The sequence below is a fragment of the Vibrio cholerae genome (genome assembly GCF_008369605.1).
GTDB classification, from domain to species: Bacteria; Pseudomonadota; Gammaproteobacteria; order Enterobacterales; family Vibrionaceae; genus Vibrio; species Vibrio cholerae.
Genome location: NZ_CP043554.1, coordinates 458,737 through 476,479, shown reverse-complemented (window position 1 = coordinate 476,479; position 17,743 = coordinate 458,737). Strand labels below are relative to the sequence as shown.

Sequence of the window (17,743 nt, the reverse complement as noted above, 5' to 3'; positions counted from 1 at the left end):
CAATTTGTAGACTTAAACTACCAACTATCTTCCACTCTGGCTAGCCTCACGACTTGGCCAAGCGAGGAAAAAACCACTTAACCAAATTGAGCAATCACTTGCTTCACCACCGGATCATTCGCTTCAGGAAAGCGGTAATTGGCCAGATCGGCAATTTTCACCCAACCGCCTTGCTGGCCTTCACGGCCATGAGGCTGACCATCAAAAGCCGTCACGAGCATAAAATCGAAGCTCAGCGATTTGTCCGTATAGTCGAAATCAAAATGTTGGAAAGCTTGTTGCTCCGTCACGGTAATGCCGATCTCTTCTTCAAGCTCACGAACCATGGCTTGCTCTCGGCTTTCTCCCGCTTCCACCTTACCACCGGGGAACTCCCAAAAACCGCCTTTATGCAGATGGTCGGGACGTTTGGTGATGAAAATTTCGCTCTGATCTGAGTTGAAGATGATCCCTGCAACAATGTGGATGCGTTTCAAGGGGCGACTCCTGTATTTCTGGCTGACGTGAATTTCAGTTGTATACCTTTCCTACTCAAAGCCACAGCGGTGTTGGCTGTAACTTCAAGTTGTTTGGGTATAAAAAGAGTCGCCTTAGCGACTCTTTTATTTAATAAGGTGAAACTGGCTTAGTTAATTTGCCCGTGACACTGTTTGTATTTTTTACCGCTACCGCATGGACAAGGTTCGTTACGGCCCACTTTGCGTTCATCACGCACCATTGGCTGGTTCGACTCGTCTTGCTCAGCATCATCAGCACTCGCGTGTTGCGCTTGTGCATGACGCGCCGCTTCTTCAGCTTGCGCGCGGCGTTGAGCTTCCATACGCTCCACTTCTTCTTGCTGCTGAACACGGACTTTGGACAAGACAGTGATCACATCCGATTTGAGTGACTCAAGCAGATCTTCAAACAGTTCAAACGACTCGCGCTTGTACTCTTGTTTCGGGTTTTTCTGTGCGTAACCACGTAGATGAATACCTTGACGCAAGTGATCCATCGCCGCCAGATGCTCTTTCCACAGTGTATCTAGCGTTTGCAGCATCACAGATTTTTCAAAGTTACGCATCACCGCAGGGCTAACCGCTTGCTCTTTGGCTTTATAAACCTCAACCGCTTGCTCGATGATGCGCTCACGTAGCGCTTCTTCATACAGCTTGTTGTCAGCATCTAACCAAGATTGGATCGGTAGTGGTAGATCGAAATCGTTCTTTAGGCGATCTTCCAACCCTTTGATATCCCACATATCTTCCAGAGATTGTGGCGGAATGTACTCATCCATCACCGCGTTCAGCACATCTTCACGGTTTTGCGCGATCATGTCGCTGATGTCATCTGCGCTCATCAGTTCATCACGCAGTTCGTAAACGACTTTACGCTGATCGTTCGCTACGTCATCGTATTCCAGCAACTGTTTACGAATGTCGAAGTTACGGCCTTCTACTTTACGCTGCGCTTTTTCAATCGAGCGAGAGAGCATTTTTGACTCAATCGCTTCGCCTTCATCCATACCGCTTTGGATCAATGCCGCCATACGATCAGAGGTGAAAATACGCAGTAAAGTATCTTCCATTGAGAGATAGAAACGCGATGAACCCGCATCACCTTGACGACCAGAACGACCACGTAGCTGGTTATCGATACGGCGAGATTCGTGACGCTCAGTACCAATGATGTGTAGGCCGCCCGCTTGCAACACTTGATCGTGCACTTGCTTCCACTCAGCTTTAATCGCATCAATTTGATCTTGAGTTGGGTTGTCCAGCTTCTCTACTTTGGCCTGCCAACTGCCACCCAATACGATATCCGTACCACGACCCGCCATGTTGGTTGCGATGGTGACTGCGCCAGGTTTACCCGCTTCAGCAACAATTTCCGCTTCTTTTTCATGGAACTTCGCGTTCAGAACATTGTGCTTGATGCCTGCTTTTTTCAGTGCATTGGAGAGCAATTCTGATTTCTCAATCGAAACCGTACCCACCAACACAGGTTGACCTTTCTCAACGCGCTGTTTGATATCTTCAATGATCGCGGCAAACTTTTCCGCTTCGGAGCGATACACCACATCCGGCATATCGTTACGCACCATCGGCTTGTTGGTTGGGATAACGACCGTTTCCAAACCGTAGATTTGTTGGAATTCAAACGCTTCGGTATCAGCGGTACCCGTCATACCAGACAGCTTTTCATACAGACGGAAGTAGTTTTGGAAAGTGATCGATGCCAGTGTTTGGTTTTCGTTCTGGATCTTCACCCCTTCTTTCGCTTCTACTGCTTGGTGCAGACCATCAGACCAGCGACGACCCGGCATAGTACGACCGGTATGTTCATCAACGATCACCACTTCACCATCGGATGTCACGATGTAATCGACGTTCTTTTCAAACAGAACATGCGCACGCAATGCCGCGTTAACGTGGTGCAGCAAGCTAATGTTAGCGGGAGAGTAAAGCGTATCACCCTCTTGCATCATGCCGTTTTTCACTAGCAGCTCTTCAACGAACTCTTGACCCGTTTCGGTCAGATGCACCTGCTTAGATTTTTCATCCACGGTGAAGTGACCGTCACCGCGGTACTCTTCCGAATCTTCTTTATCTTGCTTTTGCAGTAGCGGGATCAACTTGTTGATACGGATGTAGAGATCCGAACTGTCTTCCGCAGGACCTGAGATAATCAGCGGGGTACGTGCTTCATCGATTAAGATAGAGTCCACTTCATCGACCACAGCAAAGAAGCGAGCACGTTGCACGCGATCTTCAGGGCGAAACGCCATGTTATCGCGCAGGTAGTCAAAACCAAATTCGTTGTTGGTACCGTACAGGATGTCGGCTTGGTAAGCCTCTTTTTTAGCAGGCTGCGGCATGTTGGGAATATTCACGCCCACGGTCATGCCTAAGAATTCGAAGAGTGGTCGGTTGGTTTCTGCGTCACGTTTGGCCAAGTAATCGTTGACTGTAACAATGTGTACGCCTTTACCAGGTAGGGCATTCAGGTAAGCAGCCAGCGTTGCGGTTAGCGTTTTACCTTCACCCGTACGCATCTCAGCGATTTGACCGCCATGCAGCACCATACCGCCAATCAGCTGTACATCAAAATGGCGCATGCCGAACACACGCTTAGAAGCTTCGCGCACGGTGGCAAAAGCTTCTGGCAACAGTTGATCAAGGTTTTCGCCCTGTTCAATGCGTTGACGGAACTCGACAGTTTTCGCTTTTAGCTCTTCATCGGAGAGGGCTTCAAAGGCGGGTTCGTAGTTATTAATCTCTTTTACAATCTTGCGTAAACGGCGCAGTGTGCGGTCATTGCGACTGCCAATCACCTTTGTCAGTAGCTTAGTTATCATTTGTTGTGAATCTCTCTGTGCTAAATCGCTGTCTATCGACCTTGGAATGTCTTTAGTCTCTACCTATTTTCAACTAAGGATACTGAGATAAGTCATCTGTGTGAGATATTGTGATGACAGCGTTTATTTTCAAGGCACGCAGTTAATTAAGTGCCGCCTAGTTTAAGGAATTTTTGTCTCAACAACCAAGGTTCTCTATGATTTGTTGAATACGAGCTTGCGGTTTTGTGCACTAAGCCCAATGTTTACAAGGTTTCTCGCGCTTTTTAATTCATCTCAGCAAACTAAGATGTACGTTTCGGTGCGCCAAGAAGCGCGTTAGAATAGCGTCACACCAGCCAAAGGAGAATCCGATGCGTGATCACCGCCCTACCGCTACCGATGAGTTGATTCAGGCATCCAAACTCAAGCAGATCCAAGAGCATGCAAAAGCGATTTTGCTTATTAATCGCCAATTACAAGAAATCCTGCCCAAAGGCTTAAAAACCCAAGTGCGCGCCGCCAATGTGCGCGGTGGCAATTTGGTGCTTGAAGCAGCCAGCGCAGCGCTCAAAATGAAAGTCGATTATGAGCGTTTACATATTTTGACTCAGCTTAGGCAAAACGGGTTTGGCCATTTGATCAGTATCGAAGTGCGAGTCAATCCTGAGTTGTATCGGCAAAGCAAAATCACCTCTGAGGATGCTCGGGCGGCAAATCCTCGCCCACCGCTCTCTGAACATGCCGCTCATGTGCTGCTCGCGATTGCCGATCAAGCTTCAGATAAAGTCAAAAAACGCTTACAGAGCTTAGCGCGTTTAGCGAAAGCAAATCAGAAAGACGATTGAACAGGTTACACTCAACGAATAGAGTTTAAATATCATTGAATTTAAAAGAAAAAATAAAGCCAGACATCAGTCTGGCTTTATTATGATTATTCTTTATGAATGGCTTACGCGAGAACCATGTTCGGCTCAGCAAAAGCAACAGGTGAACCCACTTCTTCTTCGAAGGTTGCCCATTCCCATGCTTCTTGATCGGCCAATACCGCACGCAGCAGTTGGTTGTTCAAGCCGTGGCCTGATTTGTAGGCACGGAACTCACCAACAATCGCATGACCAGCCATGTAGAGATCACCAATCGCATCCAGCACTTTATGAGTCACAAACTCGTTATCGAAACGCAGTCCTTCTTCATTCAGGATACGGTAATCATCCAGCACGATCGCGCAATCAAAGCTACCACCTAAGCAGAGGTTTTGTGATTGCAGATATTCGATATCACGCATAAAACCAAAGGTACGCGCACGAGAGATTTCTTTCACAAAGCCTTGTGAAGAGAAATCAAACACGAGGCGTTGGTCATCGCCATCAATCGCTGGGTGGTTGAACTCAATTTCGAAATCCATACGGAAGCCGTTAAATGGAACAAATTCAGCCCACTTATCGCCATCTTCAATGCGTACAGGTTTCTTGATACGGATGAAGCGTTTTGGTGCATTGAGTGTTTGAATACCCGCTTGTTGCAGCAAGTAAACAAAAGGACTCGCACTGCCATCCATAATTGGAATTTCTGGGGCGTCCACTTCGATAATCGCGTTGTCGATCCCCATCCCTGCTAAAGCAGCATTAAGATGCTCTACGGTAGAGATTCGTACACCTTGATCATTAACCAAAGCGGTACAAAGCATGGTGTCACGCACAGAAGCCGGATCGGCAGGAAAATCAACTGGTGGGTTGACGTCAGTACGACGATAAATAATCCCCGTATTGGCTGCGGCCGGGCGAAGAGTCAGCGTAACTTTACGACCAGAGTGTAAGCCCACCCCAGTTGTTTTCACTATTTCTTTCAGAGTACGTTGTCTGATCATCTAGTTGCCTCGATTTATTTAGCCACAATGAACGGCCGGCACAACACCGACCGACATCCTACCAGAATTCTGAACACTGTCAAATTACGCTGATATTTTAGTCAGCTTGACGTCTCAGGAAAGCCGGAATATCAAGATATCCGCTCTCTTTTTCTGGCTTTGGCGCGACACTCTGACTTGCCGAAGAGTGCGATGGCGCTGCTGCTGGTTGAGTTTTCACTTCAACTCTTTCATGCAAAGGCTGTGCCGCTTTCTCTTCCACGCGAGAAGTCACCGGAGCCGATACAGGTGCAACTTTAGATTTCCCACCTGCAACGAGAGTAATATCTGGCTTTTTCTCGTTACCGATACCAGTTGCCACGACTGTTACGCGGATTTCGTCTGCCATATCAGGGTCTAACGAAGTACCGATAACCACAGTTGCATTGTCAGAGGCAAACGCCTTAACAGTATTACCGACAGTTTCGAATTCATCCAGTCGCATATCTAGGCCGGCAGTAATATTCACCAGAACACCACGTGCACCAGCAAGATCGATGTCTTCCAGCAGCGGGCTTGAAATTGCCATTTCAGCAGCTTCTTCCGCGCGGTCTTCACCTCTTGCAACACCACTACCCATCATGGCGTGACCCATTTCCGACATCACAGTGCGTACGTCCGCAAAGTCGACGTTAATCATGCCTGGGCGAGTAATCAGTTCAGCGATGCCTTGCACTGCATTTTTAAGTACGTTGTTCGCGCTCGCAAAGGCTTCCAGTAACGTGATACCACGACCCAACACTTTGAGTAGTTTTTCGTTTGGAATCGTGATCAGTGAATCAACGTGCTTAGATAGCTCTTCAATTCCCTGCTCAGCAAAAGCCAAACGCTTTTTGCCTTCAAAGCTGAAAGGTTTGGTTACTACAGCAACCGTTAAAATGCCCAGCTCTTTTGCCACTTCGGCAATCACTGGTGCAGCTCCGGTTCCTGTACCGCCACCCATGCCTGCTGCGATAAATACCATATCGGCACCAGTTAGGAATTCTTTAATGCGTTCTTTATCTTCTAGTGCTGCATCACGACCCACTTGTGGATTCGCACCTGCACCTAGACCTTTGGTGATATTGCCACCAATCTGAATAACAGTACCAACGCTCGTTTTGCGCAGTGCCTGAGCATCAGTATTGATACTCATGAATTCCACACCCTCGATGGATTCACGCACCATGTGTTCAACCGCGTTACCGCCGCCGCCACCCACTCCAACGACTTTGATTACCGCATCGTCAGACATTTCCATCATCGGTTCAAACATGTGTTATCTCCGTTTTTCCTGTCTCTCAGGTTAAAACTCTTTTTGTATCCAGTTGCGCAAGCGGCCTATCCAACCTGTCATAGAGGGTCGTTTAGGTTCCTGATATTCAGTATCGTCGCTGATTTGACTATCTCTTGCGTAATGAAGCAATCCCACTGCCGTAGAATGATACGGCTCTTTTACATAGTCGGTAAGGCCACTCACTTCCAGCGGTTTACCCACCCTAACTTGATTGCGGAATACGCGTTCTGCGCATGCCACTAAACCTTCTATTTGTGCTGCGCCCCCTGTCAACACAACGCCGGCAGCCAAATGGTGTTTGATGCCTTCTTTGCGTAGGGATTCTTGCACCGAATCCACGGTTTGATTGACCAGCCCCATTAATTCAGTGTAGCGAGGCTCAATCACTTCCGACAAGGTTTGTCGTTGCAAACTTCTTGATGGACGGCCGCCGACACTCGGTACATTGACCGTGTCGTCTTTGCTGACCAATTCACTCAGTGCGCAACCATATTTTACTTTAATTTCTTCCGCATCACTGACTGGCGTACCAAAAGCAAACGCGATGTCACTGGTTACCGCGTTGCCTGCGTAAGAAAATACTTCGGTATGACGCAGGGCACCGCCGGTCCAAATGGCGATATCCATGGTGCCAGCACCAATATCAACCACACAGACCCCAAGCTCGCGCTCGTCTTCCGTAATCACTGCGTTGCTAGCCGCCAAACCGGAATACACCAATTGTTCAACTTTTAAACCGCAGCGTTCAACCGCTTTAATAATGTTTCTTGCCATATCATTATGGCAAGTGATCAGGTGCACACTCACTTCCATGCGAACCCCGGATAAACCCAGCGGATTCTTGATGCCTTCCTGATAATCTATGGTGAACTCCTGTGGAATGACATGCAGGATACGCTGTTCTTCACCAATTTTGATCGATTTTGCTGTATGGATCGCGCGATCCATATCTTCTTGGGAGACTTCTTCATCCGAAATCGTCCCCATTCCTTTCTCTATACGGCTGGCAATGTGCCGTCCAGAAATCGAAAGGAACACATGGCTGATTTTACATTCAGCCATCATCTCCGCTTGATCAATCGCCCGTTGGACCGATTTTACTACCGATTCAAGGTCGTTCACGCCGCCTTTATCCATCCCGCGAGATGGGCTACTGCCAGCGCCAATAATATTGATTTGACCATCAGGGAGTATTTCACCCACGAGAGCGGAGACGGTGGCAGTGCCTATGTCCAGACCAACAATAATGTTGTCATCGACAGTCTTAGTCATCGTTTTTCTCTTGTGTTAACTCTTGTTCAGGGAACCAACCCACCGCGGCTCCAGTATCATACCTGAGGTCGATATAGCTGACTTGTTCAGCTTTATTACCTAATTGTTTATAGAGCAAAAAGAAGCGCGATATTCGTTCTTCTAATGACTCTTTCCCCAATTCCAGACGAATACCATTGTCGAGAATAATTTGCCAAGCTCGTCGATCATTTAATACTAATGAAGAGATATTTAAACCTAGCTGAGCAAATTTCGGGTTGTAATCTCGCCATGCTTTTAATACTTGTGGCGCAGTGCCATCTGGCCCATATAATTTGACGTATTCACCATTTACTCGTGCAATATCGCCATAAAATACCGTGCCATTTTTATCTAATAACGCATTCGCATTCCACAGAGCTTCAACCTGATATTCGGTTAAATAGACTTTAATCGTATCTGGCCACTGTTTTCTTATCGATGCATGGGAAACCCACGGGATCGACTGCACACTCTCTTGCAGAACATTAATATCTTGTGACATAAATGTCCCGATATGATCTAAGCGTGCTAATACCCGCTGAACATCGAGAGCAGAAACATAATGTAAGTCACCCTGTAAAACGAGTTTAGAGAGAGGCAGACGTTGTTCGTCCCACATCCAACTGATCGTCGAATACAGCAAACCACCTATCAGCAATAGCACCACCAGAAAAAAACTCGCACCACAGGCATGTTGTTTAACTTGTGGTGAGCGGGTGATTCTCTGGCCTTCTAAAAGTACCTTGTTGATCAAAGCCCGGTGATCCTGTTATCGACTGGCAATTTGATTCCCTATTTCGTAGCGTCATAGAGGGTTAAAGCAATGACTTTAACCTCCGGATTATACTGAGGTGATCCAAAGTATCAAATACCCAACATCAGAAATCTGGGCTTGATACCAAGGAATTCACCAATGAGACAACCTTTAGGCTGTTTTAAATCTGTTGCATACGCCCGATATTGAGTTCAAGCGCGGCTAAATGCCTTGCTACTTTCCCGACATCGCCCGCGCCTTGCGTCAGTACCAAGTCACCATCCTGCAAGATATTGGCAAGCACCGAAGGTAAGGTTTGGCTATCCGGCACAAAAATCGGATCGATTTTGCCTCGGCTGCGGATAGTTCGACACAAAGATCGCCCATCAGCACCTGCGATAGGCTTTTCACCAGCAGCATAGACATCGAGCATGATCAGTACATCAACTTGCTCAAGTACGTTGGCAAAATCATCATACAAATCGCGAGTTCGCGTGTAACGATGCGGCTGGAAAATCATCACTAAGCGTTTTTCTGCCCAGCCATTACGCGCCGCTTTAATCGTCACGTCAACTTCAGTGGGGTGGTGACCGTAATCATCCACCAGCATAGCGACGCCATTCCCGGTTTCAAACTCTCCAAGATGGTCAAAACGGCGACCTGTGCCTTGGGTATTGGCCATCGCGCGTAAAATCGCTTCATCGCGAATATCGTCCTCGGTAGCCACAACAATAGCCGCAGCGGCATTCAGCGCATTGTGACGGCCGGGGATATTGAGCGTGATATCCAAATTCGCTTTGCCTTTACGTACCACGGTAAATTGGCCCTGCTGACCATTCTGGCGGTAATTTTCAATGCGCACGTCGGCATCTTCTGAGAATCCATAAGTGATCACTTGGCGGCTAACACGCGGAATAAGCTCACGAATCACCGGATCATCAATGCACAAAATCGCTTGGCCGTAAAAAGGCAGATTGTGCAGAAAATCGATAAAGGTCTGTTTAAGGTTTTCAAAATCGCCGCCATAAGTATCCATATGATCCGCTTCGATATTGGTCACTATGGTCACCATTGGCTGCAGATGCAAGAATGAAGCATCACTCTCATCCGCTTCGGCGATCAAAATGCGGCTAGAACCCAAACGTGCGTTCGTGCCAGCGCTTTTCACCAAACCACCATTCACAAAGGTCGGATCCAATCCTGCTTCAGAATAAATCTGAGTGACGAGTGCCGTCGTGGTGGTTTTACCGTGAGTTCCCGCGACCGCAATACCGTGGCGAAAACGCATCAGCTCTGCCAACATTTCAGCACGACGAACAATCGGGATGCGTTTTTCACGCGCCGCTTGGATTTCAGGGTTTTGTTCATTAATAGCCGTCGAGACCACGACCACGCTTGCGTGAGCAACATTGTGCGCTTCATGACCAATAAAAATGGTCGCGCCTTTGTCAGCTAAACGGTCAGTGACCGCATTCGCGGCCAGATCGGAGCCTGAAATTTGATAGCCTTCATTGAGCAGCACTTCCGCAATCCCGCTCATCCCCGCCCCGCCAATACCAATAAAGTGGATCGCTTTTACACGGCGCATCTCTGGCACCATAGCGCGAATTTGGGCGAGGTCTTGGGTATGTTTAATCGTCATAATTCTGTTCTCGTTATTCGGTAATGGCGATGATCGCTTGCGCCACCACCTTGTCAGCATCTAATTTGGCGGCTTGGCGCGCCTTCTGTGCCATGGACAATAATTGTGCTCTATCGAGTTCGCGCACCATCTGGGTCAGCTTTTCCACACTCAATTCGGGCTGCTCAATCATTTTGGCGGCTCCACAAGCCACTAAATGATCAGCGTTGAGTGCTTGCTGACGATCTTTATGCATGAAAGGGATAAAAATCGCCCCAACGCCCGCCGCTGAGACCTCTGAGACGGTCAATGCGCCTGAGCGACAGATGAGCAGATCCGCCCAAGCGTATGCATCTGCCACATCATCAATAAATTCGGTGACTTGCGCGCTTTCCACTCCAGCAGCAGCATAAGCCTCAGCCACGTCTTGTTGGCTGTTTTTACCGGCTTGATGACGGATTTCATAACCCTCACCTAATGCCGCCATCACCGCTGGCAAGGTTTGGTTTAGGATACGGGCACCTTGGCTGCCACCCATGACTAAAATTCGAATGGCACCGTTACGCGTGGCAAAACGCTGCTCTGGCGCGGCAAGTTGTACGACATCTTGACGTACTGGGTTACCCACCACAGGCGCGTCAGCAAATGCTCCGGGGAAGGCTTGAAATACACGCCGTGCAATTTTAGCCAGCCATTGGTTAGTCAGCCCAGCAACCGCATTTTGCTCATGCAACACCACTGGAATACCCAGTAACCAAGCGGCAATCCCGCCGGGTCCGCTCACATAACCGCCCATGCCGAGTACTGCATCTGGCTGATAAGCCAGCAAATGGCGGCGCGCTTGCAAAATCGCGTTCACAATTTGGAAAGGTGCTTTGAGTAAGCGCATCAGCCCTTGGCCGCGCAGCCCTTTGACTTGAATAAAGTCAATCTCAATGCCGTGCTTAGGAACCAATTCCGCTTCCATTCGGTCAGCCGTTCCCAACCAACGAATTTGCCAACCCTGTTGCTGTAGTTGTTTGGCGACAGCCAAACCGGGAAATACGTGACCGCCGGTTCCTCCGGCCATCACCATTAATTTTTTATTCTTGTTCATCAACTGTGATTTCTTCTGGTGCGTGGCGATCCGCTAAACGGCATTCATGATCGATGCGCAGTAAAATCGACACCGCCACTGACATAATAATTAAACTGGAACCACCGTAACTGATCAGTGGTAAAGTCAAGCCTTTGGTGGGCACCATACCCGCTGCCGCACCGACGTTCACTAAGGTCTGAAACGCAAACCAAATACCGATGCCAAACGCGAGGTAGCCGCCAAACTGCTGATCATGTTGAAAGGCTTTTTTGCCGATAAAAATCGCTTTCAGTACCAAACTGAAAATCAGCACGAGCACTAATACCACGCCGATAAAGCCAAGCTCTTCGGCCAAGACGGCGAATACAAAGTCAGTATGCGCTTCAGGCAAATATTCGAGTTTTTGAATCGAATTGCCTAATCCTTGCCCAAACCACTCACCGCGGCCAAACGCCATCAAGGATTGAGTCAGCTGGTAACCGCTACCAAAGGGATCTTCCCACGGATCTAAAAACGAGGTCACACGGCGTACACGATAAGGTTCAGCGACAATCAGCGCGACCACCGCTAACACTCCTGCCACCATCAAGGCCAAAAACTGAGAGAGTTTCGCGCCGGCAATAAACAGCATGCCAAACAGTGTCACCAGCATTACGATCACGGTACCTAAGTCCGGCTGACCGAGCAGCAACACCGCGAGCGTACCAAACACCATGATAGGTTTTAAAAAGCCGCCAAAGAAAGTCTGCCGTACTTCATCATGCTTGCGCACCAGATAGCCGGACATAAAGATAAACAGTGACAGCTTAGCCACTTCCGCTGGCTGAAGGTTAAAAAGACCGAGCGGGATCCAACGTGATGCACCGTTGACCGATTTGCCCACGACCAGTACGACAATCAATAAGAAAAAGGAGATGCCGAGTAGTAACGAGCTGTATTTCATCCAACGATCTAAAGGGACTTGTAACACCATGCTTGAGGTGAGAAAAGCCAACAGCAGAAAGATGGCGTGACGAAACATAAAGTGAAACGGTTGATCGGTTAGGCGAGAACTGATGGGAAATGAGGCTGATGTCACCATCACCAAACCAATCAGCATCAAGCCAAAAGCAATCCAGACCAATTGACGGTCAAACAGCGCCTCTGGTGAGGGGGTTCTCAACCAGTGGCTCAGTTTTGTGAAAGATCCGGATAAAAACAAGTGACTTACCTAACGCTTATGCATATTGCCGAGCGAGTTGGGCAAAAATATCCCCACGCGCCATAAAGTTTTTGAACTGATCAAAGCTCGCACAAGCGGGAGAGAGCAGCACCATATCCCCACTTTTTAATTGCGGGCGAATTGAGCGAATTATGCTCTCCATCGAGTCATAAAACCGAGCCGAAGGGTGCAGTGGCATAAATTGATGGCCATCCACACCAAAGCAGCACAATTGCACAGGCAATGTCGACAATACGGGGGCGAGCGGCGTGAAATCCGCCCCTTTACCTACGCCACCAACCAACAAATAGAGTTGGCCTTCGATTTTTAATCCCGACAATGCTGCCAGCGTACTCGCAACATTGGTCGCCTTAGAATCATTGACCCACTTGATGCCGTGATTATCGGCAACCACTTGGCAGCGGTGTGTCAAACCCGTGTAAGACTTGAGTGCATCCAAAGCCAAACGGAAGTTTACTTCGGCAGAATCCAGCAAAGCTAACACGGTAAGTACGTTTGCCACGTTATGACGGCCAACTAAACTCAGCTCAGCACACGCCATGACGGCCTCATCGCGCGCAAAAAGGTATTCGCGGCCTTGATGTTGAGCAAGGCTAAATTGTGCCGCTTGCTCGACACCAAACATCACCACTTGCAGATGCGCCGCGTGGTCAGGAAAAGTTTGAGTATCATCGGCATTCACCACTGCGGTTTCAGCATGACCGAAAATGCGCAGTTTGGCTTGGCGATAATCCTCCATCCCCTGATAACGATCCATATGATCTTCAGAAAGATTGAGAAACGCGGCCGCTTTCAGTTTTAGGCTAGAGGTAGTTTCTAATTGGAAGCTTGATAGCTCAAGCACATACAGTTCAACGTCTGGAGAAATCAGATCCAGTGCCGGAACCCCAATATTGCCGCCTACCGCGGCCTTCACACCAGCAGCATTGGCTAACACACCGCTTAAATCAGTGACGGTGCTTTTGCCATTTGAGCCAGTGATCGCAATAACGGGTGTATCCACATGCCATGCAAAGAGCTCAATATCACCGACAACAGGAATTCCAGCAGCCAGCACTTGTTGGATTTCCGGCGTCGCCAACGCAATGCCTGGGTTGGTGACTACCAAATCGGCATTGAGTAACCACTCAATATTCCACCCGCCACGGTGCAGTGCAACGTCCGACGAAAGCTGCTCTTGCCCCGGTGGTGTTTCGCGCGTATCGATAACCTGCACGGTTACCGACGGATGATATTTTCGCAGATAATTAACGACAGAGAGCCCGGTAATCCCGAGCCCTACGACGACCACATGCTGTATGCCTTGCCAACGGTCCATTGAAATTGACATCCTTAATCCACTTAACGAACTTTGAGTGTCGCTAAGCCAATCAATACTAAAACGATAGAGATGATCCAAAAACGCACGATCACACGTGGTTCTGGCCAGCCTTTTAATTCGTAGTGATGGTGAATCGGTGCCATACGGAAGATACGTTGTCCACGCAGTTTGTAAGAGCCCACTTGCAAAATCACTGACAGGGTTTCCATCACGAATACGCCGCCCATGATCACCAACACAAATTCTTGGCGAACCAGTACCGCAATCGTACCTAACGCGCCACCTAACGCCAACGCGCCGACATCGCCCATAAATACTTGGGCTGGATAGGTGTTAAACCATAAAAAGCCTAAACCGGCACCGACCATCGCGGTACACACCACCACCAACTCAGAAGAGTGAGGAATATAAGGGATATGCAGATAGTTCGCGAAGTTAACGTTACCGGTCGCCCATGCAATCGCCGCAAATCCGGCTGCAACCAATACGGTTGGCATGATCGCCAAGCCATCCAGACCATCGGTCAAGTTCACCGCATTACTGGTACCAACAATCACGAAATAGGTCAGCACTATGTACATCAAGCCCAGCTGTGGCATCACATCTTTAAAGAAAGGGACCACCAACTGCGTTGCCGCCGTATCTTGGCCGTGCGCATACAGAGCAAACGCAACCACTAAAGCAATCGCAGATTGCCAAAAGTATTTCCAGCGCGCGATCAAGCCATCGGTATTTTTGCGCACCACTTTACGGTAATCATCGACAAAACCGACCGCACCGTAACCGAGCAGTACCGCAAGCACAGCCCAAACATAAGGGTTAGTCAGATCGGCCCACAGCAGTACAGTGATGGTGATCGCGGCAAGGATCATCACCCCACCCATGGTCGGAGTACCGCGTTTACTGAAGTGAGATTCAGGCCCTTCATTACGCACTACTTGCCCAATCTGCAGCATTTGTAGGCGCTTAATCATGCGCGGCCCCATCCACAACGAGATCCCAAGCGCAGTCAGAATGCTGACAATGGCGCGAAATGAGAGATATTCGAACAGACGGAAAAACGAAAAATATGGCTGGAGCAGTTCAGCAAGCCAAATAATCATGCAAATTTCTCCTTGAGAGCAGCGGCAATTTTACTCATCCCTGCACTGTTGGCACCTTTCACCAACAATACTTGAGTACGACCCTGTTGTTCTATGTGCTGCTCAATAAATGTCATCATGTCCTGATGAGTAGCAAAGTGATGCCCTTGGCAAAGGTCGCTGATCACTTTTGCGTCCTTGCCATACGTCAGGACAAACTCAAAACCGAATGGTGCAGCATGTTCACCGACTTGCTGATGAAGTGCAAGACTTTCATCACCCAACTCCGCCATATTGCCCAAAATTAACCAGCGTACAGCGGAAAAGCTGCCTAACAGCTCCACCGCCGCTTTCATGGCTGGCACGCTAGCGTTATAGCTGTCATCAATAAGCGTGATATCGTCACGCAACTGTGCCATATCCACTCGACCTTTCACTTTGGATAAATGCGCTAAACCTTGACCAATTTCCGCCAAGCTCGCGCCCATTTCCAGTGATAAGGCCGCAGCAGCCAGTGCATTGGCCACGTTGTGTTGGCCCATGATGCCCAACTCAACAGCCACTTCACCAACCGGGGTAACCAAAGTAAAGCTAGCTATACCGAGCGCATTTAACCGCACATCACGTGGATAAAAGTCAGCATTGTGATCGGTAGCGGAAAATGTTTTCACGGTTTTGTCCGCCAGTACCGCTTTCCAGTAGTCACCACCGTTGCTGTCTAAATTAACAATCGCCACGGCACCCGCCTGTAACCCTTGATAGATTTCACCTTTAGCGCGTTTAACGCCATCCATCGAGCCAAAACCTTCTAAGTGCGCTGCCGCTACATTGTTGACTAGGGCAACATCCGGCTTAACCAAGGCGGTGGTGTAGGCAATTTCACCTACATGATTCGCCCCTAATTCAATCACGGCATAATCATCTTCGGCCGTTGAGCGCAGCAGAGTCAGCGGAACGCCGATGTCGTTATTGAAGTTTCCTTGCGTGTAAAGCACTTGGCCTTTCTGGCTTAAAATGCTGGCCACCATCTCTTTGACCGTGGTTTTGCCACAGCTTCCGGTGATCGCGACCGTAGGCGTTTGACACTGCGCATGCACCCAAGAGCCAAGCTGACCTAAGGCCTGTTTGGTATCGGCAACAACCAGTTGTGAACACTCTGCATCGAGTTCGCGCTGCACCAACAGAGCAATCGCCCCACCAGTTACCGCTTGAGAGGCAAAATCGTGCGCATCAAAACGTTCACCGACCAAGGCAACAAACAGCGCTTCGGCGGGAATTACACGACTGTCCGTCGATACGGCACTGACCGCGCGATCCTCACCAATTAAACGAGCATTCAATACTGAGCAGAGCTGAGAAAGCATTACGCGAATCATGGTTGTAACTCCAGTAACTGTTGGGCGGTTTCACGATCCGAGTAGTGAATCGTTTCGTTGGCCAGCACCTGATAATCTTCATGTCCTTTACCCGCGAGCAGGATGATGTCTTGTGCGCCTGCATGCTGAAGCGCATAACTCGCGGCTTGGAAACGGTGGTGTTCGATATGAGCGCGCTCGGGGTGAGTCAGTCCAGCTACCATATCCGCTACAATCGCTTGCGGCGACTCACTGCGTGGGTTGTCATCGGTCAGGATCACGCGATCGGCAAACTGCTCAGCAATCGCAGCCATCATCGGACGTTTACCGCGATCACGATCGCCGCCACACCCCACAATCGCCCATAACTGACCCGCGCAATGCACACGTAACGCGCGCAGTGCTTTTTCTAAAGCGTCCGGCGTGTGCGCATAATCAACCACCATTTTGGCTTTTTGCTCACGTTGGAACAGCTCCATCCGCCCTAAGACAGGACGCAGCTTTGGCGCAGTGGCGAGCAGTGCACTTTTCTCAAAACCCAAGCTGAGCAAGGTTGCCAACGCCAATAACAAGTTACAGGCATTGAACTCACCAATCAGTGGTGCATGCAGTTCGCCTTCTCCCCACGAACTCTCAAAGTTCAGCGTAATACCGCTTTCAGCGTATGCCACTTCGCGCGCCCAGATGGCTTGCGCTGTGTTTGGTTTCGCCACTAAAGAAACCCCGATCGCCTGCGGCAATTGTTTGACCCATTGCGCGCCGACCGCATCATCGACATTAATAATCGCGTTTTGGCAGGCATGCTCACTAAATAGAGAGAATTTCGCGGCGGCGTAAGCCTCCATAGTGCCGTGATAATCCAAATGGTCACGGCTCAAATTGGAAAAGACACCGGCCACAAAATGGAGCTTTTTCACGCGCCCTTGCACTAAACCATGAGACGAGGTTTCCAGCGCTGTATATTGCGCGCCGCGTTCGGCTAAATCACGTAAAGTAGCCTGAATTTGTAGTGCATTACCTGTGGTGTTGGCCGCAGGTTCAAGCGCATTTAAAAAACCGTTCCCCGTGGTGCCCATCACGGCAGCTTTATGACCGAGCAATTCGAGCCATTGAGCAATCAGTTGGGTGATGGTGGTTTTACCGTTCGTGCCCGTCACGCCAATCAGTTGATTGTGGTGGCCGCCATACAGACGCCCAGCCAACTCTGACAGATGTTGACCAAGTTCAGCCAAATAGATGACGGGGACACCTGCACGATACTCAACCCACCCATTGAGATGCTGAGCATCGGCTTCTGCCAACACAACATTGGCACCTTGCGCAATGGCGTTATCGATAAATTGGCGACCATCCACTGCATGGCCTTGAATAGCGACAAAGGTATCACCCGATTTAATCAGGCGGCTATCCAGTTCAAGATGAGTAATGACCAGCGCGGCCAACTTAGGGTCGGTCAGCTCTAGCCATGGCGCGATCAGTTCGGAGATCGCTGAATGCGTGTTCATGTTCCGTCTCA

General features: G+C 49.1%; 14 protein-coding genes. 1 reads left to right on the top strand and 13 read right to left on the bottom strand.

The features are described 5' to 3' along the window. Window positions 1–77 precede the first annotated feature (77 nt). Together mutT and secA are read right to left on the bottom strand one after the other, a co-directional pair. Window positions 78–476, bottom strand: coding sequence for an 8-oxo-dGTP diphosphatase MutT (gene mutT / locus F0316_RS02335; protein ID WP_000821181.1), 399 nt, complete (start codon window positions 474–476; stop codon window positions 78–80). A 149-nt stretch (window positions 477–625) separates the two neighbouring features. After that, window positions 626–3,337 carry a preprotein translocase subunit SecA gene (secA, locus tag F0316_RS02330; RefSeq protein ID WP_054104085.1) on the bottom strand — a complete coding sequence of 904 codons (2,712 nt, stop codon included), beginning with the start codon at window positions 3,335–3,337 and terminating at the stop codon, window positions 626–628. A gap of 353 nt (window positions 3,338–3,690) precedes the next feature. Here secA and F0316_RS02325 point away from each other — a divergent pair, with 353 nt between their 5' ends. Then, window positions 3,691–4,164, top strand: a complete 474-nt coding sequence (locus F0316_RS02325) for a DUF721 domain-containing protein (RefSeq protein WP_001204648.1) — start codon at window positions 3,691–3,693, stop codon at window positions 4,162–4,164. A 104-nt stretch (window positions 4,165–4,268) separates the two neighbouring features. Here the strand turns inward: F0316_RS02325 and lpxC are convergent, their stop codons facing one another. From lpxC to murE, 11 genes are all read right to left on the bottom strand, one after another. Further along, entirely contained in the window at window positions 4,269–5,186 is a 918-nt protein-coding gene (gene lpxC, locus F0316_RS02320) for a UDP-3-O-acyl-N-acetylglucosamine deacetylase (protein ID WP_000621097.1), read from the bottom strand. 97 nt (window positions 5,187–5,283) lie between these two features. Beyond that, window positions 5,284–6,480, bottom strand: a complete 1,197-nt coding sequence (gene ftsZ, locus F0316_RS02315) for a cell division protein FtsZ (RefSeq protein WP_000462806.1) — start codon at window positions 6,478–6,480, stop codon at window positions 5,284–5,286. 30 nt (window positions 6,481–6,510) lie between these two features. Further along, a complete protein-coding gene (gene ftsA, locus F0316_RS02310; RefSeq protein WP_000169466.1) occupies window positions 6,511–7,773 on the bottom strand; it encodes a cell division protein FtsA in 1,263 nt (420 codons plus the stop codon). Then, window positions 7,766–8,548 (bottom strand): cell division protein FtsQ/DivIB, encoded by a 783-nt coding sequence (locus tag F0316_RS02305; RefSeq protein ID WP_000608980.1) that lies wholly within the window; start codon window positions 8,546–8,548, stop codon window positions 7,766–7,768. The genes ftsA and F0316_RS02305 overlap by 8 nt, the downstream gene beginning before the upstream one ends. Before the next feature lie 181 nt (window positions 8,549–8,729). Next, window positions 8,730–10,190: a UDP-N-acetylmuramate--L-alanine ligase gene (gene murC / locus F0316_RS02300; RefSeq protein WP_149560171.1), complete on the bottom strand. Its 1,461-nt coding sequence runs from the start codon at window positions 10,188–10,190 to the stop codon at window positions 8,730–8,732. A 13-nt stretch (window positions 10,191–10,203) separates the two neighbouring features. Then, entirely contained in the window at window positions 10,204–11,265 is a 1,062-nt protein-coding gene (gene murG / locus F0316_RS02295) for an undecaprenyldiphospho-muramoylpentapeptide beta-N-acetylglucosaminyltransferase (RefSeq protein ID WP_001038920.1), read from the bottom strand. Beyond that, complete coding sequence (gene ftsW, locus F0316_RS02290; protein ID WP_114774357.1) at window positions 11,252–12,448, bottom strand: cell division protein FtsW; 1,197 nt, start codon at window positions 12,446–12,448, stop codon at window positions 11,252–11,254. Before ftsW ends, murG begins: the two co-directional genes overlap by 14 nt. 16 nt (window positions 12,449–12,464) lie before the next feature. After that, the gene (gene murD, locus F0316_RS02285) at window positions 12,465–13,787 is read right to left on the bottom strand and encodes a UDP-N-acetylmuramoyl-L-alanine--D-glutamate ligase (RefSeq protein WP_172625947.1); all 1,323 of its coding nucleotides are present in this window, start codon (window positions 13,785–13,787) and stop codon (window positions 12,465–12,467) included. Window positions 13,788–13,810: 23 nt separating this feature from the next. Continuing rightward, entirely contained in the window at window positions 13,811–14,893 is a 1,083-nt protein-coding gene (gene mraY / locus F0316_RS02280; protein WP_000587839.1) for a phospho-N-acetylmuramoyl-pentapeptide-transferase, read from the bottom strand. Continuing rightward, complete coding sequence (locus F0316_RS02275; RefSeq protein WP_149560169.1) at window positions 14,890–16,248, bottom strand: UDP-N-acetylmuramoyl-tripeptide--D-alanyl-D-alanine ligase; 1,359 nt, start codon at window positions 16,246–16,248, stop codon at window positions 14,890–14,892. Before F0316_RS02275 ends, mraY begins: the two co-directional genes overlap by 4 nt. After that, on the bottom strand, window positions 16,245–17,732 hold the full coding sequence (gene murE / locus F0316_RS02270; RefSeq protein ID WP_162796422.1) for a UDP-N-acetylmuramoyl-L-alanyl-D-glutamate--2,6-diaminopimelate ligase: 1,488 nt from the start codon (window positions 17,730–17,732) through the stop codon (window positions 16,245–16,247). The genes F0316_RS02275 and murE overlap by 4 nt, the downstream gene beginning before the upstream one ends. Window positions 17,733–17,743: the final 11 nt, after the last annotated feature.

Excerpts from the sequence above, each read along its gene's own strand:
- secA (WP_054104085.1), bottom strand. The coding sequence starts at position 3,337 with ATGATAACTAAGCTACTGACAAAGGTGATTGGCAGTCGCAATGACCGC.
- F0316_RS02325 (WP_001204648.1), top strand. The coding sequence starts at position 3,691 with ATGCGTGATCACCGCCCTACCGCTACCGATGAGTTGATTCAGGCATCC.
- lpxC (WP_000621097.1), bottom strand. The coding sequence starts at position 5,186 with ATGATCAGACAACGTACTCTGAAAGAAATAGTGAAAACAACTGGGGTG.
- ftsZ (WP_000462806.1), bottom strand. The coding sequence starts at position 6,480 with ATGTTTGAACCGATGATGGAAATGTCTGACGATGCGGTAATCAAAGTC.
- ftsA (WP_000169466.1), bottom strand. The coding sequence starts at position 7,773 with ATGACTAAGACTGTCGATGACAACATTATTGTTGGTCTGGACATAGGC.
- murC (WP_149560171.1), bottom strand. The coding sequence starts at position 10,190 with ATGACGATTAAACATACCCAAGACCTCGCCCAAATTCGCGCTATGGTG.
- murG (WP_001038920.1), bottom strand. The coding sequence starts at position 11,265 with ATGAACAAGAATAAAAAATTAATGGTGATGGCCGGAGGAACCGGCGGT.
- murD (WP_172625947.1), bottom strand. The coding sequence starts at position 13,787 with ATGGACCGTTGGCAAGGCATACAGCATGTGGTCGTCGTAGGGCTCGGG.
- mraY (WP_000587839.1), bottom strand. The coding sequence starts at position 14,893 with ATGATTATTTGGCTTGCTGAACTGCTCCAGCCATATTTTTCGTTTTTC.
- F0316_RS02275 (WP_149560169.1), bottom strand. The coding sequence starts at position 16,248 with ATGATTCGCGTAATGCTTTCTCAGCTCTGCTCAGTATTGAATGCTCGT.
- murE (WP_162796422.1), bottom strand. The coding sequence starts at position 17,732 with ATGAACACGCATTCAGCGATCTCCGAACTGATCGCGCCATGGCTAGAG.